Annotated in this window: 24 protein-coding genes; 14 read left to right on the top strand and 10 right to left on the bottom strand. The window is 61.5% G+C overall.

Annotated elements, in window-relative coordinates; translation table 11 throughout:
- Positions 1-195: 195 nt before the first annotated feature.
- From ACZ5C7_RS10715 to ACZ5C7_RS10705, 3 genes are all read left to right on the top strand, one after another.
- A complete protein-coding gene (locus ACZ5C7_RS10715; protein WP_464376298.1) occupies positions 196-1,215 on the top strand; it encodes a phosphoribosylaminoimidazolesuccinocarboxamide synthase in 1,020 nt (339 codons plus the stop codon).
- 196 nt (positions 1,216-1,411) lie between these two features.
- Positions 1,412-1,627 (top strand): hypothetical protein, encoded by a 216-nt coding sequence (locus ACZ5C7_RS10710; protein WP_464376297.1) that lies wholly within the window; start codon positions 1,412-1,414, stop codon positions 1,625-1,627.
- 185 nt (positions 1,628-1,812) lie between these two features.
- Positions 1,813-2,136, top strand: coding sequence for a DUF5789 family protein (locus ACZ5C7_RS10705; RefSeq protein ID WP_464376296.1), 324 nt, complete (start codon positions 1,813-1,815; stop codon positions 2,134-2,136).
- On the opposite strand, the gene ACZ5C7_RS10700 is transcribed toward ACZ5C7_RS10705, so the two are convergent.
- The gene (locus tag ACZ5C7_RS10700) at positions 2,133-3,440 is read right to left on the bottom strand and encodes an acetamidase/formamidase family protein (RefSeq protein WP_464376295.1); all 1,308 of its coding nucleotides are present in this window, start codon (positions 3,438-3,440) and stop codon (positions 2,133-2,135) included. The genes ACZ5C7_RS10705 and ACZ5C7_RS10700 overlap by 4 nt on opposite strands.
- 153 nt (positions 3,441-3,593) lie before the next feature.
- On the opposite strand from ACZ5C7_RS10700, the gene ACZ5C7_RS10695 reads away from it, so the two are divergent.
- Together ACZ5C7_RS10695 and ACZ5C7_RS10690 are read left to right on the top strand one after the other, a co-directional pair.
- The gene (locus ACZ5C7_RS10695; protein ID WP_464376294.1) at positions 3,594-4,001 is read left to right on the top strand and encodes a DUF2267 domain-containing protein; all 408 of its coding nucleotides are present in this window, start codon (positions 3,594-3,596) and stop codon (positions 3,999-4,001) included.
- A 287-nt stretch (positions 4,002-4,288) separates the two neighbouring features.
- On the top strand, positions 4,289-4,450 hold the full coding sequence (locus ACZ5C7_RS10690; protein WP_464376293.1) for a DUF7576 family protein: 162 nt from the start codon (positions 4,289-4,291) through the stop codon (positions 4,448-4,450).
- Between the two features lie 158 nt (positions 4,451-4,608).
- On the opposite strand, the gene ACZ5C7_RS10685 is transcribed toward ACZ5C7_RS10690, so the two are convergent.
- Both ACZ5C7_RS10685 and ACZ5C7_RS10680 read right to left on the bottom strand, forming a co-directional pair.
- Positions 4,609-4,803 (bottom strand): hypothetical protein, encoded by a 195-nt coding sequence (locus tag ACZ5C7_RS10685; RefSeq protein WP_464376292.1) that lies wholly within the window; start codon positions 4,801-4,803, stop codon positions 4,609-4,611.
- Positions 4,804-5,027: 224 nt separating this feature from the next.
- Positions 5,028-5,975, bottom strand: coding sequence for a formyltetrahydrofolate deformylase (locus ACZ5C7_RS10680; protein ID WP_464376291.1), 948 nt, complete (start codon positions 5,973-5,975; stop codon positions 5,028-5,030).
- Between the two features lie 199 nt (positions 5,976-6,174).
- On the opposite strand from ACZ5C7_RS10680, the gene ACZ5C7_RS10675 reads away from it, so the two are divergent.
- Both ACZ5C7_RS10675 and ACZ5C7_RS10670 read left to right on the top strand, forming a co-directional pair.
- On the top strand, positions 6,175-7,551 hold the full coding sequence (locus tag ACZ5C7_RS10675; RefSeq protein ID WP_464376290.1) for an NAD(P)/FAD-dependent oxidoreductase: 1,377 nt from the start codon (positions 6,175-6,177) through the stop codon (positions 7,549-7,551).
- 71 nt (positions 7,552-7,622) lie between these two features.
- On the top strand, positions 7,623-8,303 hold the full coding sequence (locus tag ACZ5C7_RS10670) for a DUF4336 domain-containing protein (protein WP_464378432.1): 681 nt from the start codon (positions 7,623-7,625) through the stop codon (positions 8,301-8,303).
- Between the two features lie 58 nt (positions 8,304-8,361).
- On the opposite strand, the gene ACZ5C7_RS10665 is transcribed toward ACZ5C7_RS10670, so the two are convergent.
- The 3 genes from ACZ5C7_RS10665 to ACZ5C7_RS10655 all read right to left on the bottom strand — a co-directional run bounded on the left by ACZ5C7_RS10665 (position 8,362) and on the right by ACZ5C7_RS10655 (position 10,365).
- On the bottom strand, positions 8,362-8,619 hold the full coding sequence (locus tag ACZ5C7_RS10665; RefSeq protein WP_464376289.1) for a hypothetical protein: 258 nt from the start codon (positions 8,617-8,619) through the stop codon (positions 8,362-8,364).
- A 65-nt stretch (positions 8,620-8,684) separates the two neighbouring features.
- The gene (locus tag ACZ5C7_RS10660; RefSeq protein WP_464376288.1) at positions 8,685-8,984 is read right to left on the bottom strand and encodes a DUF7511 domain-containing protein; all 300 of its coding nucleotides are present in this window, start codon (positions 8,982-8,984) and stop codon (positions 8,685-8,687) included.
- A 49-nt stretch (positions 8,985-9,033) separates the two neighbouring features.
- On the bottom strand, positions 9,034-10,365 hold the full coding sequence (locus ACZ5C7_RS10655; protein WP_464376287.1) for a GTP-binding protein: 1,332 nt from the start codon (positions 10,363-10,365) through the stop codon (positions 9,034-9,036).
- 182 nt (positions 10,366-10,547) lie between these two features.
- Between ACZ5C7_RS10655 and ACZ5C7_RS10650 the strand changes: the two genes are divergently transcribed.
- From ACZ5C7_RS10650 to ACZ5C7_RS10640, 3 genes are all read left to right on the top strand, one after another.
- Positions 10,548-12,332: a nucleoside recognition domain-containing protein gene (locus tag ACZ5C7_RS10650; RefSeq protein WP_464376286.1), complete on the top strand. Its 1,785-nt coding sequence runs from the start codon at positions 10,548-10,550 to the stop codon at positions 12,330-12,332.
- A gap of 82 nt (positions 12,333-12,414) precedes the next feature.
- Positions 12,415-13,707 (top strand): FAD/NAD(P)-binding protein, encoded by a 1,293-nt coding sequence (locus ACZ5C7_RS10645; RefSeq protein WP_464376285.1) that lies wholly within the window; start codon positions 12,415-12,417, stop codon positions 13,705-13,707.
- Positions 13,708-13,780: 73 nt separating this feature from the next.
- Positions 13,781-16,258, top strand: a complete 2,478-nt coding sequence (locus ACZ5C7_RS10640) for a PAS domain-containing sensor histidine kinase (RefSeq protein ID WP_464376284.1) — start codon at positions 13,781-13,783, stop codon at positions 16,256-16,258.
- A 257-nt stretch (positions 16,259-16,515) separates the two neighbouring features.
- Here the strand turns inward: ACZ5C7_RS10640 and ACZ5C7_RS10635 are convergent, their stop codons facing one another.
- Entirely contained in the window at positions 16,516-16,872 is a 357-nt protein-coding gene (locus tag ACZ5C7_RS10635; protein WP_464376283.1) for a DUF7344 domain-containing protein, read from the bottom strand.
- 176 nt (positions 16,873-17,048) lie between these two features.
- The gene (locus ACZ5C7_RS10630) at positions 17,049-17,561 is read right to left on the bottom strand and encodes an Lrp/AsnC family transcriptional regulator (protein ID WP_464376282.1); all 513 of its coding nucleotides are present in this window, start codon (positions 17,559-17,561) and stop codon (positions 17,049-17,051) included.
- A 513-nt stretch (positions 17,562-18,074) separates the two neighbouring features.
- Between ACZ5C7_RS10630 and ACZ5C7_RS10625 the strand changes: the two genes are divergently transcribed.
- The 3 genes from ACZ5C7_RS10625 (at position 18,075) to purQ (ending at position 19,575) form a co-directional block, all read left to right on the top strand.
- Positions 18,075-18,413: a hypothetical protein gene (locus ACZ5C7_RS10625; RefSeq protein ID WP_464376281.1), complete on the top strand. Its 339-nt coding sequence runs from the start codon at positions 18,075-18,077 to the stop codon at positions 18,411-18,413.
- A 218-nt stretch (positions 18,414-18,631) separates the two neighbouring features.
- A complete protein-coding gene (gene purS / locus ACZ5C7_RS10620; RefSeq protein ID WP_464376280.1) occupies positions 18,632-18,886 on the top strand; it encodes a phosphoribosylformylglycinamidine synthase subunit PurS in 255 nt (84 codons plus the stop codon).
- 8 nt (positions 18,887-18,894) lie between these two features.
- Positions 18,895-19,575, top strand: coding sequence for a phosphoribosylformylglycinamidine synthase I (gene purQ, locus ACZ5C7_RS10615; RefSeq protein ID WP_464376279.1), 681 nt, complete (start codon positions 18,895-18,897; stop codon positions 19,573-19,575).
- Between the two features lie 152 nt (positions 19,576-19,727).
- On the opposite strand, the gene ACZ5C7_RS10610 is transcribed toward purQ, so the two are convergent.
- Both ACZ5C7_RS10610 and ACZ5C7_RS10605 read right to left on the bottom strand, forming a co-directional pair.
- Positions 19,728-20,606, bottom strand: a complete 879-nt coding sequence (locus ACZ5C7_RS10610) for an alpha/beta fold hydrolase (protein ID WP_464376278.1) — start codon at positions 20,604-20,606, stop codon at positions 19,728-19,730.
- Positions 20,607-20,714: 108 nt separating this feature from the next.
- Positions 20,715-21,542 carry a helix-turn-helix transcriptional regulator gene (locus ACZ5C7_RS10605; RefSeq protein WP_464376277.1) on the bottom strand — a complete coding sequence of 276 codons (828 nt, stop codon included), beginning with the start codon at positions 21,540-21,542 and terminating at the stop codon, positions 20,715-20,717.
- Between the two features lie 427 nt (positions 21,543-21,969).
- On the opposite strand from ACZ5C7_RS10605, the gene ACZ5C7_RS10600 reads away from it, so the two are divergent.
- On the top strand, positions 21,970-24,285 hold the full coding sequence (locus tag ACZ5C7_RS10600) for a catalase (RefSeq protein ID WP_464376276.1): 2,316 nt from the start codon (positions 21,970-21,972) through the stop codon (positions 24,283-24,285).
- Positions 24,286-24,291 lie beyond the last annotated feature (6 nt).

Here is a 24,291-nt window from a genome sequence, read left to right as displayed (position 1 = left end):
ACGTGGTGGAACGCGTCCGAACTCACCGCTACCTCGGAGATTCGGTTGCGCTGAAACGAGCGGGTTCGCCTCGAGGCGCTCGCGGCTCAGCGGCGAACCGACGACCGGCCCTGCGAATAATACTGAAACCTTCTTACGATGGGGACACGGCAACTCGAGTATGAACTGCGGGGGCCACTCGGCGAGGTGTCACGAATGACGAGCGTCAAGGAGTTTCGCATCGAGGAGGAGGCGACGGCAGACTCGCTCGGTCGCGGGGCGTTCGTCTTTACCGACGACTACTCGGTGTTCGATTGGGGCAAGATGCCCGATCCGATTCCACAGAAGGGGGCGACGCTCTGTACGATGGGCGCGTTCAACTTCGAACTGCTCGAGAACGAAGGCATCCCGACGCACTATCGCGGCGTCGGCGAAGACGGCAATGTAACGAAACTCGAGGACGCCTCGCGTCCGCCCTGGGTGATGGAGATCGATCTGACGCAGGTTCCGGACCTCCCGAACGAGGGTCGGGAGTACGATTACGAATCCTACCACGCCGAGGCGGGCTCGAACTACCTGATCCCCCTCGAGGTCGTCTTCCGAAACACGGTCCCGATCGGCTCGAGTCTCCGCCGGCGAACCCAACCAGCGGATCACGGGCTGGCCTTCGAGAACTGGCCCGACGAAGCGGTCGACCTCGAGGAGCCGATCGTCGAGTTCTCGACGAAGTACGAGGAAGGAGATCGGTACCTCGAGCGCGAAGAAGCCGATTATATCGCCGGCGACACCTCGATTTCGGACCTCGAGTCCGTCGCCCGCGAGGTCAACGGGATCATCACCGAGCAAGCGGAGAGCGCGGAGTTGACCCACCAGGACGGCAAGATCGAGTGTCTCACCTTCGACGGCGAGATTCGCGTCGCCGACGTCGTCGGCACGTTCGACGAAAACCGGTTCAGCCACGAAGGCACGCAGCTCTCGAAGGAAGTGCTTCGGCAGTATCACAAACGCACCCAGCCCGAGTGGGTCGAGTCGGTCAAACACGCGAAGGCCGAAGCCGAGCGCCGCGACGTCGCGGACTGGAAGTCCCTGTGCGAGCGAGATCCGGAGCCGCTCGAGGAGGACGTGATCCAAACCGCACGGGATCTCTACTGTGCCGGGACCAACGCCTACACCGGCCTCGACCTGTTCGACGCGCCGCCGCTCTCGAGTGCGATCGGTGCGGTCAGCCGCCTCTGAGGGTCGATTGTTCGACGGGATTTCGGCCGGACCGCTGGTTTCTCGAGTTCCGTCACTTCGGATTTGGTTTCTTGTCCGTTCGAGACGGAAACGCCCGGAGATTGCTAAATGCTACCAACTCACATTGTATCGGCTCGAAATCGGAAAAAGTAACGCTCATATTTCGCGACTCCAAACGATCGACTAGCACCACACTATGTCCCTCGAGAGTTTCGCTGCTGCGACACCAGCTATCGTCTCGTTCGATGCCAGTATCGGTATCACGGCCGCCGCGAGCATCGCGCTGGCGCTGTTCGTCGGATTCATGCTGTACCTCGCGTTCGTCCCGACGCCAGATAGCGCGAGCGCGGCGAACCAGCATTCGACCACACAATCGAACGCGTCCGCCGAAACCGCCGAGCCGACCGACTGATCGCCCCGGTAGCGAAACGACGCGATCGAACCGTCGCCGAACCGATTACGTTGGCTCGAGACGACTCCGTCGCTTTTCGGTCGTTCGTTGCGATCGCTAGCGCAAGCGCCGCCAGCTCGAGGTGCCGTCATGCTCACCCCGCGGTTGTTTATCCCTCCTCGTCGTAGGGCCGGGCGGTCGATACGATGAGCAACTCATACAGCCCTACCCGCGAACTCGGCGTGGAATTCGGCGAACTCGAGGCGAAACTCGACGAACACGGGTACCCCGCGACGAAAGACGAACTCGTCGACACGTACGGCGAGTACGCGCTCGAACTGCCGGACGGCTCTGAATCGCTCGAGGAGCTTCTGGGCGCGATGTCTGCGGAAACCTACAATTCACCCGCCGAAGCCCGACAGGCGATTTTCAACATGGTCGACAGTCGAGCGATCGGTCGAAAGTACTACTCGGATCGGACGCCTCCAGCACTGGGCGAGACTCGAGAGGACGAGCAACTGTCGTTCTAGAGGTCGTACTGCTCGCGGACGAGATGATCGATACCGCGCTCTTCTAGCACGTCCATCGGCGCGAGCAAGTCAAGCTGGACGACGCCGGGAAGCCGGCCGATCTGAACCCCGCCGGTGAACGTACAGCGCGAACGGACTTCTCCCTCGCTCATCTCGAGGAGGTCGGTCGCCCGGTCGAAGGCGTTCTGAGTCGCGTCGTTGACCGTCTCGCCGCTCCCGATCACCTGAATCGGCCCCATGTCTTCCTCGAGGTCGACGCCGTGCTCGGCGGCGAGTTCCCGGCCGGACTCGCGCTCGTCGTCGCTGTAGGGCCGGCTGATGAACGGAAGGTCTTCCTCGTTCGGAAGGAGGAGCGGGCCGCCGAGCTCGAGGCCGTCGATCACCTCGACGTCCATCGTCACGGTTCCGCTGACGTCGGTGGTGTGGAGCGAGAGTTCGCCGTCCCCCTGATTGGCGTGGAGGTCCCCGACGTAGACTCCGCCGCCGTCGACCTTGACCGGACAGAGCAACGTTGCGCCGGCGCGGACCTCCGGCACGTCCATGTGGCCGTCGGTTCGGGCCTCGAGGTCGTCCTGCGTTTCGATGCCGTAGTCGTGTTCGGCTCCGACGAGGAACTGGCCGAAGTCGCCCGCGTTGTGCGAATCGGGGAGCGTCACCGGCGGCGTTGTCCCGACGTTACCGACGAAGGGGCGAAGCCGACCGAGCGTGCCCGGCATCTCGTCGGGTTCGTACAGCAGGATTGGATGTTGTCTCGAGTTTTCGGGGATGTCCATCACCGCCGCGGCGTCTTCGGCGAGTTCGTGGGCGGCGTCCCCGTCGAGGGTAATGCCGACCTCGTGATCCTCGTCGAACGCGACGGTGTAACCGTACTCGAAACCGAACGAAGAGGCGTTCGCGCCGCACTCGACGCACTTGATCGCGTCCTCGCCGGTTCCCTCGACGACGCTCTCGGGCCACTCAGTGCCGCAGTCGGGACAGCGGTGGTCGACGAACGGGTCGTCGCCGAAGGCGTCTTCGCGTTCGGCCATCGACCCCGTACTCGTCGCCATGCTCGTGACCTCCACGTCCCGAATGCGGAGGGCGATCGCGTCGCCGACCGAGGCTCCCTCGACGCGGATCGGCCGCGTGACCTCGTGGCCGCCTCGGAAATCGGGCGTGATCATCGGCCCCCAACAGCCCGGCGGCGTGTACGTGTGAATCGTTCCCCCGTCGGCGACGGTTCCGGCCCACTCCTGATCTGGCCCGACCAGCCCGAGCGTGTACTGATCGACGGACAGCTCCTGTTGCACTTCTTGCTGTGCCATAACGTACCAATATACCGACTCCGAGATAGTAAATAGCTCGTCGGTCGGATAGCGGACACGTCTTCGATCGAGCTATCGATTTCGGCCGCTCGAATCGAGCGGCTTGCACGTGAGAGCCCAACTCCGATACAACTCCCTCGGCTAATCGAATCCATGCAAGACAGCGAATTCTACGAACTGGTCCAGGAGGCGAGCCACGTCGATACGGTCAATCGAGCGCGGGTCGCGACCGACGCCGTCCTCGAGACGCTCGGCGAATCGCTCACCGCCGGCGAAGCCGAAGACGTCGCGGTGCAACTCCCCGACGAACTCGCGGGTGTGATCGAAGACGCCGACCACGACGCTGCTGGCTACGACCGGGACGCGTTCGTCCAGCGGGTCGGGGAGCGACTACAGAACACCGATCTCGAGCCGGACGACGCCGAGCGGTACGCGGATGGGGTGACCGACGCGCTGACCGCGACGCTCACCGAGGGGGAACTCGAGAACCTCAAAGCCCAACTCGACGCCGAGCTCGATCCGCTGTTCGAGGGCGTCGACGTGGACCCCGAGCAGGTCTAAATCTCGGCGAGTAACCGGAAGAGAACGATTCGGGCAGGTCTCAGGAGACCGGCTACCGCAGGGAACGGCTGAATGAGGAAACGGTTCGACTCGAGGCGTGAGCGCCGATCGATGCAGTATCGAGTCGGTGACGTTCTCGAGCGCTCCCGCTCAATCTCATCATCGAGATGGGGCGTCTCGCGTCCGGTTCTACCGTTATGAGTACCCTTAATTCGGGTTTTCAGTCGTCACGGCCAATACCGACGACATAGGTTGGTTAAAGTGCGTTTCGTCCCTCGTATCACCTAATGGCTGATTCGACGGACGACGATGACGGACCACAGTGTGACAACTGCGGTGACGCTATTGCAAAAAGTACGAACAGACGAGTCGTGACGACGCTCGAAGACGGCGAGGCGGCCTACAGCAATTTCTGTGACGACTACTGTCTCGAGGAATGGCGTTCCTGAACGAGGAGAGAGCGCGTCGAGAATTTAGAGAGGGGCTATCGGAGAACACGTTATCAATCCCGTCGTGTACGGCTTTTGACGACGGGGGACCGCTCGCTGTGAAACACACAGTTAGCGACCGTTCCGAATACTTCCCCCTCACCAACTAGCCAGTTCAGTCACATATCCACGTCCTCGAGAACGTCCGAATCGTTGCTCATGATCCGAAGGTCACCTTCCTCACACGTGCAAGCGGGGCCCTTTCCCGTCCCGATCGGCCGTATTTCGCCGTCAGGACCCAGCCGTACCGCGTGTGCAGTGCCGCAGTTGTCGCACACTGCTGCTGCTTTCTGTTTCTCGTTCTCTCGAGTCATCCCTACAATACCTTGTGTGATTATATGAGTTAACTTTTGCTCAGAAAAACAGAACAGACGTGTCTCGTGGTCGATTTCCGCATATATCGAATTTTTTCATATCGACTAATCGAATAATCGCGTATAGCAACACCAGCAGGCTATGGCAAAACGAGCCAAAATACCTCAGTTCGTCCAGTTACTGCTCGCGTAGCGAGCTCTGCAGGGAATAGCCCTACTCTTCGTTACTCGTCGGCGACGACGCTTCCGATTCCGTCTATCGGCCGATCCGGAATGTAATCGTCGACTTCGTCGGGGAGTCCGAGCTGGTAGTCGTCGCCGTTCTCTCGAACGGTCGTCCGACCGCGGTGAACCGAGACGTCCCCGTTCAGGTGGAGCCGCACGGCCTCGAGCAACGCGTCGGCCTCGAGGGGTTGTCCGCGACGTTTCATCTCCTCGAGGTCGGCGTCGTCGGGAACGTCGAACGCGCGCTGGGTGATCACCGGCCCCTGATCGAGATCGGTCGTGACGTAGTGGCCGGTGACGCCGGCGACGCGAACTCCCTCCTCGACGGCTTGACGGTAGGCCTCCGCGCCGGGGAAGGCGGGGAGCAAGGATGGGTGGACGTTGATGATGCGATCCTCGTACCGAAAGACGACGTTCGGGCTGAGAATCCGCATGTATCGGGCGAGGACGATCAGATCGGCGTCGTACTCCGCGAGCAACTCGAGGAGTCGGTCCTCGTCCTGCTGGCCGGATTCGGTTCCGATGTCGTGGAACGGCACGTCGTAGTGGTCGGCCAGCGGTTCCAGATCGTCGTGGTTCCCGATGACGACGCCGATGTCGGCCCCCAGTTCGTCGTTGGCCCACGCCTCGAACAGCGCCTCGAGGCAGTGGCTCTCTTTGGTCACGAGAACGGCAATCTGCTGGTTATCCCGATCGGCGGGGAACCGAAGCTGCACGTCCAGTCCGAGATCGGAACCCAGTTCGTCCAGATCCTCTCGAAGCGTGTCCTTCGTACAGACCATCTCGCTCGTATCGACGGCGAGGTACATCCGAAAGACGCCGTCTCTGACCGCCTGATCGAGGTCTTCGATATTGATCCCGCGCTCGAAGAGAAGGCTCGTCACCCGGGCGATCAACCCGGTGTCGTCGTCCCCGACGACCGTGATTTCGGTTACGTCGGTCGTCATCGCTGCCACCTCCGCTCGAGCGATAGTCGAACCATTAGTACGCTCTCAAGCGGTGTGTTGTAAAAAGCCCTGCCTTTCGGTTTCTCCTTCCGTGATTTACCCACGCATACGCGACCAATAATATAATGACCCGAGTGAATGCCAATGATTGGCTTTTCGTGCCGAAGTATTATTAAAACTGGCCGGCTCACTAGTAGACATGACTTCATCGTTCGATCTCGAGGTCGCGATCGTCGGCGCCGGGCCGGCGGGAATCGGAACGGCGGTCGTTCTCGAGGAGCTCGGTATCGAGTACGCGATCCTCGAGCGCGACTGTATCGGCGCGTCCTTTCGCAACTGGCCCGCAGAGATGCGCCTCCTCACGCCCTCGTTTCCGGGTAACGCCTTCGGCGCGCGCGATTTGAACGCGATCACCGTCGATACCTCGCCCGCGCTCGCACTCGACTGTGAACACCCGACCGGCGACCAGTACGCGGAGTACCTCGAGGCCGTCGCGGAGTTCCACGAGTTGATCGTTGAGACCGGTATCGACGTCGAATCTGTCGCGGCTCGAGAACACAAAGCCGGGTTCACGCTCGAAACGGACGACGAGCCCGTTCGAGCCAGATACGTCGTCTGGGCCGCGGGCCAGTACGATTACCCCGCCGACGGCTCGATCCCCGGTTCGACCCGAGCGGTTCACGTCGCTTCCGTCGATTCCTGGGAGCGCTACGCGGATCGATTCCGCTCTCGAGCGAGCACCGAGACCAACGGGATAGACGCACCCAACCGCGAATCTCGGAGAGCGGCCGCGGACGGCTCCGGGGCGGCGACAGCTTCGACGAAAGGACACAGCCAGTCCGCCGGCCACTCCCGAACGTCCGGCGACGATCGGGTCGAGAACCCACCGACGGCGGTGACCGATACCGTCATCATCGGCGGTGCCGAGAGCGGTATCGACGCCGCGATCAGCCTCTCGAGTGCGGGGCTCTCGACCGCGGTCCTTGACGACGAAGGAACGTGGCAGTTTCGCAGCCCCGACCCCAGCGAGGTGCTCTCGCCGAGAACGAACGAGCGCCTCGAGGCCGCGCTGGCCGACGAGCAGCCCATCGAACTCGTCGCGGACGCTCGCGTCGACCGCATCGAGCGGATCGAACCCGACGACGAAGATGAAGACGCAGACGGCGAGCGTGGGACTGAGGAGCGATACGACGTACCGACTGACGGGGAGTGCTACGACGTGATCACGACCGACGGCGAGCGGTTTCGATCGAGGAGCCCACCCGTCCTCGCGACCGGCTTCGAGGGGAGCCTGACGCTGGTCGAAGATCTGTTCGACTTCGACGGCGAGCACCCGGAGCTGACGAGCGACGACGAGTCGACGAAGACGCCGGGGCTGTTCCTCGTGGGTCCGCAGGTCGCCCACGACGGCCAATCGTTCTGTTTCATCTACAAGTTCCGACAGCGCTTCGCCGCCGTCGCACGGGCGCTCGCCGAGCGGCTGGACGCCGAGACGGAACCGCTCGAGGAGTACCGGGAGAAGCGAATGTTCCTCGAGGACGTTTCTTGCTGTGAGCCGGACTACTGCGACTGCTGACTGCGTTAGTTGCTAACTGCGCTACTCCCCCTACTATGCGTTCGGACACCGTGTTCGAAACGGAGGATACCATGCTCAAACGAACGGCGGAGCGGCTGTGGACGTACGAGGAACCGCTTCGATTCATGGGAATCGAGATGGGACGAATCATGACGGTGATCCGCCTCTCGAGCGGCGGCCTGTTCGTCCAGTCGCCGGCCGAATTGACGCCGAAACTCGAGGCCGCGCTCGAGGAACTGGGCGACGTTCGCTTTGTCGCCCCGGCCAGCAAACTCCACGGTCATCTGTACATGGAACAGTACCGGGAGGCGTTTCCGGGGGTCGAACTCCTCGCTGCACCCGGGCTCGACGTTCGACGGCCGGACCTGACGTTCGATAGTCTGTTAGGTGACACGCCCGATCCGCGATGGGGAACCGATATCGACCAGGTGGCCGTGATCGGTCACCGGTGGCTCACCGAAATAGCGTACTTTCACCGCCCGAGCCGAACGCTCATCTTCGGGGACATCGGATTCCACATCGGCTCCTCGAGCCCGTTGAAAACACGTCTCCTGGCACGAATTGCGGGTATCTACGGTCGGGTTAGACCGCCGCTCGATCTGCGGCTTACGATCAAAAACGAGCGGGCGTTCCGTCGGTCGATTCGAGACGTGCTCGCGTGGGACTTCGATCGGGTCGTTCCGGGCCACGGAGAAATTATCGAAACTGGCGGAAAGCGGGCCGTGGTCGACGGCTTCGAGTGGATACTGTGATTCCGTTCGGTCCCAGACCGCTCCACGTCCGAGGCCCTCTACGAGGCTCGATCCTCGACTAGGCTAGTTCGTCTGCTCGCCGACGCAACGACGGTGCGACGGTAGTATCCTCGGCGAGTTCCTCGAGTTCCTCGGTTCCGCGACAGTTGGAGAGCCCCTCGAGAGCCCGGCGACGGAACTCGCCGTCGAGACCGCCCATCTGGACGATGATCGAGAGGTTCGTTCGCTCGCCGTTCTCGACGAGTCGGTCGATCGCTTCGTATCGATTCTCGCGCTGGACGTTTTTTCGAACTGCGGTTTGGAATGCGGTTGACATTGGTGGTGGGTATCTATAACGCGCCGTGTCTGTATCGCGGCGTGTGGTCGAGTCGTGTGGTCATCTCACTGCATTGCCTCGAGATCGACGAACGAACCGTCCTCCGCGGAAAGCCATGCCGTCTGTTTCGTCTGTGGGTCGGACATATCGTAGATCGTGCAGACCTCGGTTCCGTCCTCGTCGGGTTCGACGACGGACCGACAGTCCAGCGATCGGACTTTGTCGGTCGAATCCGCCGGTGATTCGTCGGATTTCGATTCGCCTCGAGCCGTACTCTGTTCTTCCCAAGTCGATTCCTGTTCTCCTCGAGTCGTCCCCTGTTCCCCGTCCGCGTCACCGTCGTCCGTTGGGTCGTGTGCTGTCACTGTGGTAGGTTTCTGTTCGTGCCGTCTCCTCGAGCCTCGGTCCGATCGCTCACTTGGCGAGGCCCACTTCCGTCGCATTTTCGTGCTCGTGAGTGTGGTCCGTTTCAGCCGACGTTTCCGCCCCCTCATCCGCCTCCGAGGCGGCGTCGAGCGCTTCGTCCTCGAGTTCGTCTTCCTCGGGTACTTCGAACGAGGGGAACCGATCGTCGTAGGTCGCCCAGTCTTCGGTCATCTCTTCGTCGGCGAGCACGCAGGCTTCGAGCCGATCTCGAACCGCCTTGTGGTCCATCTCGGTTCCGATACAGACCAGCTGCGTGCCGCGATCGCCCCACTCCTCGTCCCAGGCTTCCTCGAGTCGCGGGTACTCCGCTACCTGTTCGTCGCGTTCCTCGGGCGGGAGCGCGGCGACCCACTGACCGCCGGGTGCGACGCGAATCGATTGGCCCGCGACGTTGAGCGTGACCGCCTCGTCTTCCCGTCCCGCGAGCCAGAAGTGGCCCTTGGACCGAACGACGTTCTCGGGAAATTCGTCGAGCAGGTCGGCGAATCGCTCGGGGTGGAACGGCCGCCGTGATTCGAAGACGAAGGAGGTCACGCCGTGTTCCTCTTCGGCCGACTCGTGCGGTTCTCGGAGCTCCTGCACCCAGCCCGCTGACTGTCGGGCGTCCTCGAAATCGAACCGCCCGGTCTCGAGGATGGCGTCGGGATCGACCGCACCGTGGTTCGTCCGAACGATTTCGGCTCGCGGCTGGAGCGTCTCGAGGGTTTCTTCGACGCTCGCGAGGGTCTCCTCGTCGACCAGATCGCACTTGTTCAGGAGTAACACGTCGCAGAACTCCACCTGATCGACGAGTAAGTCGCCGAGGTGTTTCTCGGTGCCGTCGTCGTCGAGGACTTCGTCCGAGCCCATTGCGTCGTGGAACTGGTGGGCGTCGACGACCGTGACCGTGGTGTCGAGGTGGCAGTTCTCGAGCGGTTCGATGCCGGTCTCCTCGTAAAACTCGGTCGGGTCGAGATCCGACTGATCGAAGCCGAGCGTGAGCGTCTGGGCGACCGGCAACGGTTCGGCGACGCCGGTCGACTCGACGACGATCGAATCGAAGTCGCGCGCCTGCGTGAGCGATCCGATCGCGTCGAGAAGATCGCCGCGAAGCTCACAGCAGATGCAGCCGTTCGAAAGCTCGACCAGTTCTTCTTCCTCCTCGGTGATGTCCGAGGATTCGGCGACGTGTTCGGCGTCGACGTTGACCTCGCCCATGTCGTTGACGAGGACGGCGATGTCGCGCTCTCCGCTCTCGCGGAGGAGGTGATTCAGCGTCGTCGTCTTTCCGGCCCCAAGCGTACCGCTAAGCACCGTAACGGGAATCGTATTCTCGGGCATTCGGTTGTCAATAGAAGGCCTAATTTAATAATAGTTATTATTTTGATCGCTAGTATTATTATATCGGGCACTCGAGTCGAAGACCGACCAATGCAACAGGATCTCGACCGAGAGGCCCCGACCGACCGTGCTGAGAAGCGTCGAGCTGGAGACGGACGAACGAAAAAGCCCTCACCGACGAAATGGTAGGTCCCGACGATCACCGGGAGCACTCGTCCGAAAAGCGAACGGAGACCGTCGTCCTGATCGGGAAAGAAAGCGTCGGCAAGTCCGCGCTCGCCGACGCGCTGTCGGGGACGGCCCCAACCGACGAATCCATCGCCGGCTCGACGGTCTCGAGCGAAGTGTACCAAATGAACGGCCTCGAAATCGTCGATACGCCCGGGCTCACGCTCGAGGCGGACACCGAAACGACGCGAACAGCGCTTTCGGAGCTCGAGGACGCGGACGGCGTCGTCCTCGTCGTCCCGGCCACCGATATCGATCGGGACCTCACGGACCTCCTACCCATCGTACAGGGGCGAGTGGGCTCCGTCGTCGTCACGTTCTGGGACAGGGTCGAAGACGGTGAGGCCGCGGCGATCCGGGACGAGGGCGGGGTGATCGGGGGAGACGACAGGGAATCGACAGCGATCGACACTGGTCGCGCATGGGGTGCGATCGCCGATCTCGAGGCCGACCTCGACGTTCCCGTCGTTCCCGTCGACGCCCGGAATACGGATCGCGTGGCAGCCGATGGGGGAGATGCGAACGGTACCGGGCCAACCGCTGCTCGTGCCGCGGACGGCCGCGACCTCTTCGAGGTACTTCCCAATGGCCGCGAGTTTCCGGGCGGGGCCGAAACCCGCGTCGGCTGGCAAATCGAGCCGCCGAAGCGGGTGTTCGAACGGCCGTACGTCGGGCCCGTAGTTAGCTGTCTGGCGCTGCTGTTGCCCGCGCTCGCGGCCGTCCTCTTCGCGAACACGATCGCCGAGGAGGCCGACCCGATCGTCGGCGGGTTCCTCGAGCCGGCCGTCGCGTGGACGGGATCGCTCCCCGGCCCGCTCGCGGCCGTGCTGGGTGGAGACTACGGACTGCTCGCCATGGGGCCGTTCCTGTTCGTCTGGGCGCTTCCGACGATGCTCATCTTCGCGCTGTTCATGGGCGTCTACAAGGCCAGCGGGCTCGTCACCAGGATCACGACCGCGCTCCACCCGACAATGTGCCGCGTCGGGCTCACGGGTCGGGACCTCGTTCGCGTCGTCATGGGCTTTGGCTGTAACGTCCCCGCGGTCACGAGCACCCGGAGCTGTTCGTCCTGCACCCGCTGTACCACCATCTCGGCGATCTCGTTCGGCTCGGCTTGCTCCTACCAGTTCCCGGCCACGCTGGCGGTTTTCGCCGCCATCGGAATGCCCTGGCTCGTCGGCCCCTACCTCGCGATCCTCGTCGCGACCACGCTCGTCTACGTTCGCCTCATCGCACCGGAAGCCGCACGGATGACCAGCCTCGCCGTCGATCGCCGAACGTTCCTTCAGCGGCCTCGCACGCGAGCGATCTGGCGGGAAGCCCGGACGTCGCTCTCGAGTTTCCTCACCACCGCACTCCCCGTCTTCGCGGGCATCTGCGTGGTCGCCGCCCTCCTCGACTACCTCGGGGCGCTCGAGCGCCTGGGAAGCGGTCTCGAGCCCGCGATGGCCGCGTTCACTCTGCCGGCCGACGCCGCCCTACCGGTCGTCCTCGCGTCGATTCGCAAGGATGGCGTGGCGTTGCTCACCGCGGACACCGCCGGCGTGGCCACCCTCTCGCCGGTGCAGGTGCTCGTCGCCGTCTATCTCGCCGGCGTTCTCTTTCCATGTCTCGTCACCGCCATCACCGTCGCTCGAGAAGTTTCGACCCGGTTCGTGCTAAAAATGCTGGCCCGACAGGCGGCCGCGGCGATCGGATTCGCGTTGTGCATCGCCTGGGTCGGAGCACTCGTCGTGTGACTATTATTAAAGCACCTCCCTACACCAGCCATGTTTATTAAACCAAAGGAGTGAAATAACAACCTGGCGTAGGTGGTCCTGAATGCTCGAGTGTGTCATCGTCGGCGGCGGAATCCACGGAACGTACCTCGTCCAGCGACTCCTCGAGGAGACGTCCCTCGATCGCGAGGAGATCGCCATCGTCGACCCGCACGAGCGACTCCTCGAGTCGTTCCGCCGGAAGGCGGCGGCCTGCGACATGGAGGAACTTCGCTCGACGTTCGTCCACCACGTCGGCACCGAACCGTTCGGCCTCGAGAGCTTCGCCGAATCGCGGGGTCGCGAGAGCGAACTCCGGCCGACGCCGGGGTATCCGCGCCGGCCCTCGCTCGCGCTCTTTCTCGATTACGCCGACTACGTGATCGACGGCAACGACCTCGAGTCGGTGCACAGGCGAGCGTCGGTCGAACGGATTCGATCCGGGTCGGGGAACGGTGACGAGCGGTCGGAACCGCTAGTTCTCGAGACCGACGAGGGCACCCTTCGCACGCGAACTTGCGTGCTGGCGATCGGTCACGGCGGCCGCTACCGAACCCCCGACTGGGCCGACGGCGTGCCCGGCGTGACCCACGTCTGGAGCGACGAGTTCGACCCCGAACGGCGGGTCGGAGAAACGGCGATCGTCGGCGGCGGAATCACCGCGGGCCAGCTCGCGACCTGCCTCGCCGAGCGCGGGTCCGATCGAGCGGGGACGGGTTCGGCGAACTCCGGCGAGTCGGTTACGATGCTCGCTCGCCATCCGTTCGAACGGGCCGTCACCGAAGCCGATCCGCGGTGGATCAACTGGGAGCACGTCGAAACCAACCTGCACTGTCACCCGCCGGGTTCTCGAGCGCGCTACGAAACCGTCCGGTCGGTCAGAAACGATTCGACGATGCCGCCGTATCTCCACGAGCGACTCGAGGATCTGGTCGAGACCGGCGACCTTACGGTCCGTCGGGACGGGATCGACTCCGCGAGATACGTCGAAAGCGCCTCGTCGTCAGCCAGTGAAGAGCGGGTTCGGCTCCTGCTCGAGGACAGCGGCTGTCTCTCGGCGGACCGGGTCGTGCTCGCGACCGGCTTCGAGCCGGTCTACGAACACCCGTTCGTAAATCGGGTCGCCGACGATCTGGACCTCGAGCGTGGCTATCGGAGAATGCCCGTCCTCGAGGACGAAACCCTCGCCTGGCGGCGAACTGACGGGACGGAATCACCGCTTTTCGTCTCCGGAGCGCTCGCGGCGGGAACGGTCGGCGCGCTCGCGGGCAACATCGCGGGAGCGCGACGGAGCGCGGATCGGATTACGGAGGCGATCGATACGAGAGTACTCGAAGCGGTCGAACGGCCGGTATAGCAGTCGTCGTGAATGCGATACAAGGAGCGGTCTAGGCAAGGTACTTATCCGATCTGAGGGACTCAACGTGTGTATGGGTGAACGGGCCGGGGCCTCCGAAAAGGCGTTCTGGGGAGAAACGGACGATACCGAGGCCCTCCAGCACTATCGCACCCTCGTCGAGACGATCGACGATGGGATCTATCGACTCGACGCCGAAGGCCGCCTCGTCTCGGTCAACGACGCTATCGTCGAGATGTCCGGATACACACGTGAGGAACTGCTCGGCGAGCACGTGTCCGTGCTCTTCGGTGGCGACAGTGCGACGATCGAACATGAAATCGACCGTCTTCGATCGAACGCCGCCGACCAAAGCGAGTTACTCGATCTCACCATGGAGACCGCCGAGGGGGAACAGATTCGCTGCGAAGTGCGGGTGAACGTACTCGAGGTGGGCGATATCGAGCAAGGAACACTCGGAATCGTTCGCGAAATTGGCGACCGCAAACAGGCGGAAACGGAGGCCACCGAAGCGACCTTTCGTCGACTGTTCGAGAACGTACCCGGCAACTATCTCATCGTACAACCCGAGGACTACGAAATCGTGGCCGTGAGCGATGCGTATCTGGACGCGACGATGACCGATCGGGCGGAGATTATGGGAAAGACGTTGTTCGAAATCTTCCCGAACAACCCCGACGATCCGGCCGAGGGTGCCGGAAACCTGCGCGAATCGCTCGAGAGAGTAGCGGATACCGGGCAAGCAGACACCATGCCGGTGACGCACTATCCGATTCCTGATCGCGAGTCCGACAGCGACGAGTTCGAGGAGCGCTGGTGGAATCCGATCAATTCGCCGGTGTTCGACACGGCTGGCGACCTCGACTACATCGTCCACAGCGTCGAGGATATCACTCCGATCGTCCAGGAACTCCAGGCAGAGGGCGAGCAGGAGCTGCTACGGGATCCAGACGCGGCGGATTCACAGCTCGCATCGGACATCGTACTGCGCGGACAGGAGTTGCTACGACAGGCAAAGCGAGAGGCCTACGAACAGCTGCGCGAGAGCGAAGAACGATTTCGCGCGTTGGTCACAACCACGTCGGACGTGGTGTTCAGTACGAATGCGGATTGGAGTGAGATGCACAATTTAGAGGGGGCAGATTTCCTTTCAGACACCGATGAGCACCGCTCGTCATGGGTTGAACAATACGTCCCTCCCGAAGACCAGCCGCGAGTTCAGGACGCCATTGACGAAGCCATTCGCACGAAAAGCAGCTTCGAGCTGGAACACCGAGTCGTTCGCGAAGACGGCACAGTGGCCTGGATTATCTCGCGTGCCACACCGCTCTTGGATGAGGATGGCGAAATCACTCGATGGTTAGGAGCGGCGAACGACGTCACCGAGCGGGTCGAACGCGAGCGCTATCTCGAGGATGCAAAAGAGCGACTGGAGGTGGCAGCCGAAGCCGGCGCTGTCGGGACCTGGGAGTGGCATATTCCCGATGACCGGATGGTCACGAGTGCGTCGTCCGCCAAGACGTTCGGAATCGATCCCGACGCGGCCACCGAGGGCGTCTCGCTCGACCAGTTCATCTCGGCCATCCACGACGACGATCGCGAGCGGGTCAAACGGAGTATCGAGGACGCCATCGAATCGGGGGAGGGATACGAAGAAGAGTACCGCGTGTGGGACGACGACGGCGAACTCCGCTGGGTCGTTGCGCGCGGTCACGTCGAGTACGACGACGACGGGACTCCAGCGTCGTTCCCTGGCGCTCTGGCCGATATCACCGAGCGCAAGCGCTTCGAGCGGCAACTCGAGAAATCCAACGAGCGTCTCGAACAGTTCGCCTACGCCGCCTCACACGACCTCCAAGAACCCCTGCGGATGGTCACGAGCTATCTCCAGTTGATCGAGCGTCGCTACGCGGACGAGCTCGACGAGGACGGTGAGGAGTTCATCGACTTCGCCGTCGACGGTGCCGTTCGGATGCACGACATGATCGAGGGATTGCTCGAGTATTCGCGGGTCGAACGGCGCGGCGATCCCTTCGAGCCGATCGATTTGGACGCCGTTCTCGCGGATGTCCGCCAGGACCTCGAGAAGAAAATCGAAGAGAGCGACGCCGAAATTACGGCCGAGTCGCTGCCTCGTGTCGAGGGTGACCCGGGACAGTTACGCCAGGTGTTCCAAAACTTGCTTTCGAACGCGATCGAGTACAGCGACGACGATCCGCCACAGGTGGATATTTCGGCCGTCCGGAACGGTTCCGAGGTGATCGTCTCGGTCGCCGACGAGGGGATCGGCATCGAACCTGACGACAGAGAGCGTGTCTTCGAAGTATTCCAGAGCCTGCACGCCCAAGACGAACACTCGGGAACGGGGATCGGCCTCGCGCTCTGTAAGCGCATCGTCGAACGCCACGGCGTTCGAGCGAGCGAAGCGAATTCGAGCTCGGCAGGCTCGCGAAGCGAGTCTGCCGGCGGCGACATCTGGGTCGAGTCTGAACCGGGCGAGGGCGCGACCTTCTCGTTTACGCTCCCTGTTGCAAGCGGTGACGATACGTGAATTTACTCTACTGACCGGTCGAGTCGTTCCAGTCAGGGTTCAACCTCCTGTGAGACATGTGCTTTGTATCTTGCAGGCCTCGCTCAATCTATCCAGTAATGGTAGAAAGTTCGTGCAAGATACAGAGGATGTAGTCAGTAAGCAACCTTTCTTTGTTTCGAATGAACTGCGTTGAACCAGCCGAACAGTAGGCGTGCCGATCTATTGATCGTAGTCTCCAGCAGACCGGGGAGATCATTGACGAAATATTCTCTCGGTCAATCGCCAGCGGCGGTTTGCATATAGCCGTCGACATGTACTGTTCTGTCGATCAACCAACCAAACCGGCCCGATTCTTCCAGTTCGATGGATTCCCTCTCTGGACCGAACGTGATGATGCCAGCATCCGCAAGTTTCGGCAGGTGGTTGTGATGAAGGCCAGTCACGACTTCGTTGATATTGGTGGTTCGGCCAGTCCCCGTGCGGTCCCCGTCCCACCTGACGATCGCTGTCGCAAGAGCGTCGATACTAACCACCTCAGATTCCTTTGCCAAGTAATACAGCACGTATCGCCGGTGCGGATGTGTGAAGAGTTTGAATGTTTGATTTAATTCCGATGTAGTCAGTGATGCCATTATGCATCGAACGGCCTGGACCACCTTAACCTCTTTTTTCCGATAATTTTATCTTTTTGATAATATTGGGCGAAGAGGGGTTATTGGTTGACTTTCCCAAGCAAAATGGGGTGGGTGCGTTGGGGAAACGCCGATACGGTTGCAATCTCCAACTATTATTACCGTCTAGTGAGCGGCTATTCCTCGGAGGACTCGTTTTCCGAGAGCGTGTCGGGTTCGTCGATGACCTCCTGGTGGAAGTGGTTCCACGGTTGGATATGTTCCTCGGCCAGGATATTGCTACTCACAAGCCGCACGCCCAGGGCGTCTAATTGTTCGGTGCTTTCTTTCACGTCAGACGTTCCTTCAGCCACGACTTCGACGTGCAAGTTCTCCTCGCCGGACAGCATCTCTCGAACGTTGACAACGCCCTGTACATCGAGGGCTTTCTCCGCCATTTCCGACCGTTGGGAGAGGTCGGTCGAACAGATGAACAAGACGCGCATCGGGTAGCCCGCCTGCTCGTAATTGATTTCCGGGTTGTATCCGAGAATGACGTCCTCGTCCTCCAGTTCCTTAATCCGATTGTGGACTGTGGTGCCGGTAACGTCGGTTTCATCGGCGATGGCCGTGTCGCTGGCCCCGCGGGCGTCTACTTGGAGCAAGTGCAGGATACGCCTGTCGAGATTGTCGAGTGTGTCGTCGACCATGCCGTCAAATTCGTGGTCGAGCAAGTTTAGTCGCTCGCTAGGGTAAGGCACGAGCGAAATCAGAAACGAGGCCGAGGAATGAAACAGCTCGATCAGTACAGAGTGGAGCTGTTCCCACGTTATCTGAGCTGTGCGAGACATGCGCTGTGTATTCAACACAACTCACTCAAATCATCGCTATTTGATAGAACACGTAGCGTCCCATTTGCATGTATACTCCGCTCGAGGACACATTATTCCTCCTCGAAAACAGTAGTTATATGACACTACAGGACGTAACGACAAATGGAAGCCACACACTCCGCGGCACGGGGGCGTTCGTATTGAAATGCCCCGGGTGTCTAGAGCACCCGAGACGTGGCTTCCAATCCGGTAACGGATGGTTGCCATGATTGGATTACTTCTCCGCGGGCTTAAACATCCCGTCCGGCAGACGAATCGAAGTCAACGACAGCTAGCCGTCGATGACGCGCCACCAGTGGTGGTTCACGCGCTCGGGGGTGACTGGGCACGATGACCCCGCCGACGGACGACCTGGTCGTCGACATCGTCCGAACCCTCGAGAAACAGGGAATCCCTCGAGATGCCTATCAACTCGCCAGCGAGTTCGATCCCGAAGCGCTCGCCCGATTGATCGAATCGGGTGGAAGTGCGGTCGAGGTCCGCCTCGAGGTTCGCGGCGTGTCGCTCCTCGTGACGAATCTGGGCGTGCGAGTGACCGGCGAAGCCCTGTCATCTCATCCCGACTGTCCCCACTGTGGGCTCCCGGTCACCGCGGTCGTCCAACTCGTTCCGACCCATCACAACGCGTATCCGTGCGGGTGTCGAGTTGAGGCGGATCTGCTTGAGTAGGTCTCGATCCCGGCCGTCGTCGTACGTGAGTCGTCGACACCAATAGACCGCAACTCGATTTCGCGGACACCACGAATCTCCGATTTTCGTACGGCCAGAGGTCCTCGGCCTGCTTCGCCTGGCGACCATCCAACCGAGGAGCGACCCATGTATCCACGAATGTGTATCACAGACCGAACCCGAAAGCGTTTTTGAGCACGGTTACGGGGATTTACGTAATGACTGCCTACACCGCCACGGTGACGGTTCGTCTCAAACACGGCGTCCTCGATCCCGAGGCCGAGACCACCAAACGCTCCCTCGAGCGTCTGGGCTTCGATCTCGAGGCGCTTCGCTCGGCCGACCGCTTCGAGATCGACCTCGAGGCCGATTCCGCGGGCGACGCCCAAGCGGAGGTCGAAGAGATGGCCGAACGACTGCTCGCCAACCCGACGATCCACGACTACGACATCGACGTGGCCGAACGGGAGTGAGATCGAACATGACTGTTTCAATCATCAGATTCGGCGGCTCGAACTGCGACCGTGACGCAGAACGCGCACTCGAGCACCTCGAGATCGACGCCGAGATCGTCTGGCACGAGGACGGCCTGCCGGCCGAAACGACAGGTATCGTCCTCCCCGGCGGCTTCTCCTACGGCGACTACCTTCGGGCCGGCGCGATGGCGGCTCGCTCGCCGATCATGGACGAAATCCGCGAGGCCGCAGACGACGGCGTTCCCGTGCTCGGGGTCTGTAACGGCGCGCAGGTCGGCTGCGAGTCGGGGCTCACCGACGGCGCGTTCACGACCAACGAGAGCGCGCGGTTTCAGTGCGAGCACGTCTACCTCCGCGTCGAGCGCGACGATACCCCCTGGACCGAGGCCTACGACGAGGGCGAGGTTCTCGAGATTCCGATCGCCCACGGCGAGGGCCGTTACGAGATCGACGACGACCGACTCGAGGAACTCGAGGCCGAGGATCGCGTGCTCTTTCGGTACTGCGACGAAAACGGCGAAATCGACGAGGAAGTCAATCCGAACGGGTCGAAGCACAACGTCGCCGGCGTGCTCGGCGAACGGGACTCCGTCGCGGTGTTGATGCCCCACCCCGAACGCGTCACGCTCCCCGACGTCGGCGGGACCGACGGACAGGGAGTTCTTCGGGGTCTCGAGAGCGCCTAATAGCGGACAACGGGATATTGGGATCCACGCCGTCTCGAGCAGATCGATTTTCTCACAGTAGTTGGTAGTGAGTTTCTGTATTCAGAGTTGAGTGTGAAAGTCGCGATAAATATAGGGCAAGCAGTAAGGTGACTGATCGCCGATCGGTAGTTCTACTGACGGATGACTGCAAGTACCGTTTCGATGAAACGGTCTGGCGCGGTGAGCATCGCCTCGTGAGCGTGCCCATCGAAGGTAACGATCCGGCTGTTCGGGAGCGCATCGTTGACCGGGGCCGTCGCATCTTTCAAGAGCGGGGGGCTCTCGCTGCCGGACAACAGCATCGTTGGCGTCGTCATATTGGCGAACCGAGCTGCATCGAACTCGTACTCGCCGACCGCTGCTAAGTTGCGGGGCCAGACGTGTGCCGCATCCACGAGGTCCGGCCAATCCGAAGCCGAGCGTTGCGCGTCGATTTCCTCCGGCGTGGATTGGGCGATTTCTTGGAGGAACAGCACGAGTACCTGTTCGTTCTCACCCGCTTTCAGCAGCCGCTCCATTTCAGCGAGTACCTCATCGGAGTAGAGTTCGTGATCGCCGAACGCAATCGGTGGTTCGTACAGGATGAGTTCGTGTAGGTTATCGGTTCGCAGGGCCGCCTCCAGCGATAAGAGCGCCCCCGATGAGTGCCCAAGGAGGGTTACAGGCTTGTCGATCGCATCGACGACCGCAGCCACGTCCTCGAACTCCCGTTCCAAGTCGTACTCGTCGGCGTTGCCAGAAGCGGACGCTTCCGGCTGGCCAACCGAGCTTCGCTCGGTGGCGTCGCCGCTTTCGCCGACACCGCGACAATCCATCGCGTAGACCGTGCAGTGGTCCGCGAAGGCGGATCGAACGTCGGAGAGTTCCCAGAACCTGTGATCACAGACTCCCCCGTGGACGAGCACGAGCGGTGGCCCGCTTCCCGTCCGTTCGAAAGCAATCTCGGTCCCGTCTGCGGACGTGACTGTTTTCATCTCTTCTCCCGTGGCGGGTGATGCTGATTCGGTCATGGTTGGGTCCACCTGGCTGTATCTGGACCGACGAGGGCCGTGATAATGACACTACCTAGTGAAATATTGCACGGCGTGCAAACAGGACAGACTGGTTGGTGGGTTTCTCTACGGAGCGATAAACTGTTCAGGGACCGGAGTGTCCAATGCGTCCTCGTCGACTGGTCGCGCCTCCCGACGGTACTGCTCGAAGACCGAGAGGGCCCATTCTCGGGCCTCGGGTGCGCCGGTGTCGATCCACGCACGCAGTGCTCTGGTTTCGGTATCGTGACAGCAGATACTGACCCGGTCGTCGAAGACATCGATCCCGCACCGCGTCCTGTCGGGAAGGTCGTCGTGGACGAAGACGGTGCAATGGTCTCGGGCAGCTGCCTTCTCGAACAGGTCGGGGTTCCAATTGACCGTCGCCGCGAGGACTGCCGGGTCGTACACGTACTCGATTTCCATGCCGTCAAGGGCGGCCCGACAGAATGCCTCGTTGGCAACCGCTTTGAATATCGTGGCCCCGAGTCCCCACATCGAGTCGCTCTCCTCAACCAGTTGGATCACGCGGTCGATGGGTTCGTATGGATAGCCCGGGCCGGGATAGACGACGACGGCGTCTGCGAACAGGTCCACAGAGAATCCTTCCATCTCTCGCGGAAGCCACTGCCAGACATCACGGAGCTTCCCCTCGGTCTCCATCGCATCACGGAACTCCGTGAACCGTTCAGAGACGAACTCACCAAGCAGTGTGAGTTGGTACGTCGGCCCGCTCCGTTCGATCCATTGTCGCTCCTCGAAGTCGCCGAGCACGCGTCCAATAGTCGACGCGTGGGCACCAGTCCGGGCCTGTATGTCTCTCCGATCACAACCCTCCTCGGCGAGTATGTCGAGTACCCCGACCCGGTGGTTCGAGCTGGCGATGAACTCGATTTCTTCGATAGGACCCCCCATGGTAATAGTAAGCATTGCGTCGATGATACTTCTTTTGGGCTCTATTTGAACCGATTTCAGGGGTAACCCGTGATGAATTTGCGCCCTGTACCATCATCTGCAACTGGTCGGAACCCCGGTAGTTAGTTCCCACACGTAGTTACCGAATTTCCGATTCAGTGTCGGGCATCAGTCTGAATAAAGAAGTCGTGTCAGTATCTACTTCTCATCTTCTTGAGTCCCCGGGTCCACGCGCTATCGGCAACACACTGCTTGTGCGGACGGACGAAACTCACACGATGAACGACACTTGCATCGGCTTGCAAGCGTGTGGATAGCGTTTATCCAGCTAGTTGTGGGTCACTAGACGGCGAGGGAACGGACCGTCCATCGATCGGCAGTTGAGGTTATTCGGTCCGTGACGATCATCTCGAGGAAAATACGATCTATGTCAGAGCACGACCCGACCGACGAGACGGACGCTGTTACCGAGCCATCGAACACAACAGAGAGCCGAGAGGAAGCGACGACTGACGAATCGAACCGAACCGCAGTAACTGACGGCGGCACTGACGACGAGTCGGGATCTGGGTCCGACTCGAGCCAAGCCGGTACGAGCGACGACGCCGGCGAGTTCGACGAGGGGAGTAAGCAAGAGCAACTCGATGAAGTCCGCGAAAATTCCGAGGGCGAGCAGCTAACCTCCGACCACGGCGTCAAGATCAGCGACACCGACAACTCGCTCAAGGCGAGCGAGCGCGGGCCGACGATCATGGAAGATTTCCACTTCCGGGAGAAGATGACCCAATTCGACCACGAGTCGATTCCCGAACGGGTCGTCCACGCTCGCGGAACGGGAGCCCACGGCTACTTCCAGCCCTACGAGGATCCCGACCTCGGCGACGAGTACGACGACATTTCGGAGCTGACGAAGGCGAAGGTGCTAACCGATCCCGACCAGAAAACGCCAGTCTTCACCCGATTCTCGACGGTGGTCGGCTCTCGAGGCTCCTCCGACACCGTCCGGGACGTCCGCGGCTTCGCGACGAAGTTCTACACAGAAGAGGGCAACTGGGACCTCGTCGGGAACAACATCCCGGTCTTTTTCATCCAGGACGCGATGGAGTTCCCCGATCTGGTGCACGCGATCAAACCCGAGCCCGACGACGGAATGCCGCAGGCGTCGGCAGCCCACGACACCTTCTGGGATTTTGCCTCCCTCAAGCCCGAGATCACGCACATGGTCATGTGGGTCCTCTCGGGACGGGCCCTCCCTCGAGCCTACCGAATGATGCAGGGCTTCGGCGTTCACACCTTCCGGCTGGTCAACGAGGATGGCGATTCGGTGTTCGTCAAGTTCCACTGGACGCCCAAACTCGGCACCCACCAGCTCGTCTGGGACGAGACGACGAAGCTCTGGGGGAAGGACTCGGATTTCAACCGGAAGGGACTCTACGACGTCATCGAGGAGGGGTACGATCCCGAGTGGGAACTCGGCGTCCAGATCTTCGACGAGGAACGGGCCGAGGAGTTCGACTTCGACGTCCTCGATCCGACCAAGATCGTCCCCGAGACCGAGGTTCCGGTCCGAACGATCGGCAAGCTGGTCTTAAACGAGACGCCGGACAACTTCTTCGCCGAGACCGAACAGGTCGCGTTCCACCCCGGGAACGTCGTCCCGGGCATCGACTTCTCGAACGACCCGCTCCTACAGGGTCGACTGTTCTCCTACCAGGACACCCAGCTCAACCGCTTCAACAGCGCCAACTGGGACGAGATCCCGATCAACCGGCCGGTCGCCGAACGCCACAATAACCAGCGCGCCGGCTTCATGCGCCAAGAAATCAACGAGGGGAAGGCCTCCTACAAGCCGAACTCGATCGGTGACGACGATCCGCAAGAGGTCCCCGAGGAGGAAGGCGGCTACGAACACTACGCCGAGAAGATCGACGGGCAGAAGATCCGCAACCGCAGCGACAGCTTCGAGGAGCACTTCGACCAGGCGCGGCTGTTCTGGAACAGCATGTCCGAGCCCGAAAAGCAGAACATCGTCGACGCCGCCCACTTCGAGCTCGGGAAGGTCGATCGCATGGAGATCCGCGAGCGGATGGTCTACGACCTGTTCAACAACGTCGACCACGAGTTCGCCAAACGCGTCGCCGAAGGGATCGGGGTCGAACCTCCCGAATCGCCCGGCGACCAGATGCCGGACCACGACAGGGAGGATCCGTCGCTCAGCATGGAAAACCGAACCCCGGACACGATCGAGACCCGCAAGATCGCGATGCTGGTCGACGACGGCTTCGACGACGAGCACGTCTCGGAAATCCGATCGGCCCTCGAAGATGAGGGTGCCCGCGTCAAGATCGTCTCGGAACTCCTCGGCGAGAAGTCGGGGACCGACGGCGAGACGGTCGACGCCGACAAACACCACGTCGCGGCGGCCTCGGTATCCTTCGACGCGGTCATCGTCCCCGGCGGCAGCGAGAGCGTCGACGCAATGGCTCAGCAGGGCGATCCGAAGCACTTCGTCGCCGAGGCGTTCAAACACTACAAGCCGATCGCCGCCGTCGGCGAGGGAACGGAACTGTTCGAGGCGGTCGACCTGCCGGACACCGAGATCGCCGACGACGGCGACCTCGAGTCGGACGCCGGCGTCGTCACCTGTCGGAACGACGACCTCGAGGAGTTCCTTGAGGCGTTCGTCGACGCGATCGCGGAGCACCGCCATTGGGGACGGGATCCGAAGGAAGTGCCAGCTTGAGAAGTG

This window comes from Halostagnicola alkaliphila (assembly GCF_055379965.1).
The sequence above is the reverse complement of the archived record's forward strand: the minus strand, read 5'-3'. Positions and strand labels throughout refer to the sequence as shown.

What these genes read in the sequence shown, in the direction of transcription:
- ACZ5C7_RS10635 (WP_464376283.1), bottom strand. Translation starts at nt 16,872, where the DNA reads ATGGCATCACTGACTACATCGGAATTAAATCAAACATTCAAACTCTTC.
- ACZ5C7_RS10670 (WP_464378432.1), top strand. Translation starts at nt 7,623, where the DNA reads ATGCTCAAACGAACGGCGGAGCGGCTGTGGACGTACGAGGAACCGCTT.
- ACZ5C7_RS10705 (WP_464376296.1), top strand. Translation starts at nt 1,813, where the DNA reads ATGAGCAACTCATACAGCCCTACCCGCGAACTCGGCGTGGAATTCGGC.
- ACZ5C7_RS10650 (WP_464376286.1), top strand. Translation starts at nt 10,548, where the DNA reads ATGGTAGGTCCCGACGATCACCGGGAGCACTCGTCCGAAAAGCGAACG.
- ACZ5C7_RS10695 (WP_464376294.1), top strand. Translation starts at nt 3,594, where the DNA reads ATGCAAGACAGCGAATTCTACGAACTGGTCCAGGAGGCGAGCCACGTC.
- ACZ5C7_RS10685 (WP_464376292.1), bottom strand. Translation starts at nt 4,803, where the DNA reads ATGACTCGAGAGAACGAGAAACAGAAAGCAGCAGCAGTGTGCGACAAC.
- purS (WP_464376280.1), top strand. Translation starts at nt 18,632, where the DNA reads ATGACTGCCTACACCGCCACGGTGACGGTTCGTCTCAAACACGGCGTC.
- ACZ5C7_RS10605 (WP_464376277.1), bottom strand. Translation starts at nt 21,542, where the DNA reads ATGGGGGGTCCTATCGAAGAAATCGAGTTCATCGCCAGCTCGAACCAC.
- ACZ5C7_RS10640 (WP_464376284.1), top strand. Translation starts at nt 13,781, where the DNA reads ATGGGTGAACGGGCCGGGGCCTCCGAAAAGGCGTTCTGGGGAGAAACG.
- ACZ5C7_RS10655 (WP_464376287.1), bottom strand. Translation starts at nt 10,365, where the DNA reads ATGCCCGAGAATACGATTCCCGTTACGGTGCTTAGCGGTACGCTTGGG.
- ACZ5C7_RS10645 (WP_464376285.1), top strand. Translation starts at nt 12,415, where the DNA reads ATGCTCGAGTGTGTCATCGTCGGCGGCGGAATCCACGGAACGTACCTC.
- ACZ5C7_RS10690 (WP_464376293.1), top strand. Translation starts at nt 4,289, where the DNA reads ATGGCTGATTCGACGGACGACGATGACGGACCACAGTGTGACAACTGC.
- ACZ5C7_RS10610 (WP_464376278.1), bottom strand. Translation starts at nt 20,606, where the DNA reads ATGACCGAATCAGCATCACCCGCCACGGGAGAAGAGATGAAAACAGTC.
- ACZ5C7_RS10675 (WP_464376290.1), top strand. Translation starts at nt 6,175, where the DNA reads ATGACTTCATCGTTCGATCTCGAGGTCGCGATCGTCGGCGCCGGGCCG.
- ACZ5C7_RS10710 (WP_464376297.1), top strand. Translation starts at nt 1,412, where the DNA reads ATGTCCCTCGAGAGTTTCGCTGCTGCGACACCAGCTATCGTCTCGTTC.
- purQ (WP_464376279.1), top strand. Translation starts at nt 18,895, where the DNA reads ATGACTGTTTCAATCATCAGATTCGGCGGCTCGAACTGCGACCGTGAC.
- ACZ5C7_RS10600 (WP_464376276.1), top strand. Translation starts at nt 21,970, where the DNA reads ATGTCAGAGCACGACCCGACCGACGAGACGGACGCTGTTACCGAGCCA.
- ACZ5C7_RS10715 (WP_464376298.1), top strand. Translation starts at nt 196, where the DNA reads ATGACGAGCGTCAAGGAGTTTCGCATCGAGGAGGAGGCGACGGCAGAC.
- ACZ5C7_RS10625 (WP_464376281.1), top strand. Translation starts at nt 18,075, where the DNA reads ATGACCCCGCCGACGGACGACCTGGTCGTCGACATCGTCCGAACCCTC.
- ACZ5C7_RS10700 (WP_464376295.1), bottom strand. Translation starts at nt 3,440, where the DNA reads ATGGCACAGCAAGAAGTGCAACAGGAGCTGTCCGTCGATCAGTACACG.
- ACZ5C7_RS10680 (WP_464376291.1), bottom strand. Translation starts at nt 5,975, where the DNA reads ATGACGACCGACGTAACCGAAATCACGGTCGTCGGGGACGACGACACC.
- ACZ5C7_RS10630 (WP_464376282.1), bottom strand. Translation starts at nt 17,561, where the DNA reads ATGGTCGACGACACACTCGACAATCTCGACAGGCGTATCCTGCACTTG.
- ACZ5C7_RS10665 (WP_464376289.1), bottom strand. Translation starts at nt 8,619, where the DNA reads ATGTCAACCGCATTCCAAACCGCAGTTCGAAAAAACGTCCAGCGCGAG.